This window comes from Paraburkholderia humisilvae (genome assembly GCF_902859855.1).
Taxonomy (GTDB): domain Bacteria; phylum Pseudomonadota; class Gammaproteobacteria; order Burkholderiales; family Burkholderiaceae; genus Paraburkholderia; species Paraburkholderia humisilvae.
In genome coordinates this window covers 1-1663 of sequence record NZ_CADIKH010000307.1, presented here as the reverse complement: position 1 = coordinate 1663, position 1663 = coordinate 1, and the positions used below count along the sequence as shown (strand labels likewise).

Annotated in this window: 1 protein-coding gene; it reads right to left on the bottom strand. The window is 62.3% G+C overall.

Translation table 11 applies throughout. The features are described 5' to 3' along the window. Positions 1 to 375: 375 nt before the first annotated feature. Complete coding sequence (locus HV796_RS42130; RefSeq protein WP_175233527.1) at positions 376 to 1287, bottom strand: DUF2182 domain-containing protein; 912 nt, start codon at positions 1285 to 1287, stop codon at positions 376 to 378. Positions 1288 to 1663 lie beyond the last annotated feature (376 nt).

Sequence of the window (1663 nt, the reverse complement as noted above, 5' to 3'; positions counted from 1 at the left end):
TCAACCTTGCGCCGTCGTTTAGTGCCGCTTTTACACCGGCGCTAACACTCCTGCAAGCCTACTCCAGGGGCCCGCCCTCATCTTCAATAAAGCATCGCTCACGCAACCGCTGCGCTCGCATTCGTAGCACACTATGGACGGCCCCCTGTTGCCAGGCAGTCTCGGGTACTGGCATGAGGTCGAGGCAAATTGCGTCCGCGAGGATGGTGCCAGGCATCAGTGCCTGGTCCTTTGCCGTCTCGCCGCTTTTCAGGTGTGTGAAATGACGGGCGAAGCCGGTCAGGCGCCGACCTCCCCATCAACAGTTCGGCGATCTTCACACGTAGTTTGCGCGACCATAAGTGGGCGGGTTTCAACTGACCGTCCGGTCGCGAATCATGTTGGCCCTATGACAACGGTGATGGCAGCGCGCGCAAGCATCAGCAAACCGATACCGATGGCCATCACACCGACGGCGCGGGCAACCTGCTCGCCGTCTGGCGCGAGACGTTCGGCGGTGATGGCTGCCGTGACGGCCACCATCACATGCACATCCATGACGCCCGCGGCTAGCAGCACCGCAGTGGCGCCGGCGCAGCTATACACGCAATGCAGCCCTTGGCGCATACCATATCGCGTCGCTGCGGCAACGCTCGCGGGCACCCATGCGCCAGCCGATGCGACACACGACGTGCCACCTGTTTTCGGGGTTGACCTGCCGCAGCAATACGCAAGGTGACGCGCCTTCCATGCGCTGAACTGCACAATTCCGGCTGCCAGTATGACGGCGCCAGCCGCGCCCGGCACGACGCGCGAGAGCGCTGGCCAGTGCATCTCCAGCGCGGCGAGTGCCGCACCGGCCGGAAACACCGCCACGCCCAGCAACGTCCAGGCCAGGAAGTAGCCGACTCCGACACACACGGTCAACAGCCCCGCTCGCGCGCTGCCCGGCCGGCTAAGGCTCTCGTGGCAGCGCCATAGTATCGGCGTGATCGACGGCATCATCATCGCCACCATCATCAACGCCCACATGCCGGTGAATGATGCGGCCACATGCGGCCAGCTCTGTCCGCTCATCCTCGACCAGGCCATTGACATGGACCAGCCGCCGGGCATCGGCATTCCGCTGCCCGCCGACATGGGCATGCATACGACGACTGTCAGAACGGCGCTCACAACACACAGCAGCGCGCACAGGCCGAAGAACACGCGCCGTGGGTGGCGCGCGGACACCTCCCGCGCAGCCGGCCCAGCCAGCATCGTATGCGCCGCAGCCCGCCCGGAGTCAGTTGTGCGCACTACGTCCATGATTTACCCCTGGAGCGCCGTGGAGCTGTTGCCCGTCTGCTGATCCGCCACTGCCCCCGCCGCTTGTGCAGTCGCGCTGCCCGCCTTCGACGAACAGGTGCACACCACGTTGCCGCAGGGATTCATGCTCTTCAGCACTGCATCGGACAAGTCACCCGAATTATACGCAGCGCCTTCTCGCCGTGGGAATTCGCATGCGCTTTCGTTTTGGCATCAGTGTGCAGGCTATCGAATGCCGTGTTGCCAGAAACATTCTGCGGGTGGGATTGATTTTGAACAGTCAATGACATGATTTTACCTATTTGGGTTGGACTTTGAGGGTACTGCTGAAAACAGCTTATCCTGTGTAACGCGCTCTTTTGTCAAAGACTGTTAG

What these genes read in the sequence shown, in the direction of transcription:
- HV796_RS42130 (WP_175233527.1), bottom strand. Translation starts at nt 1,287, where the DNA reads ATGGACGTAGTGCGCACAACTGACTCCGGGCGGGCTGCGGCGCATACG.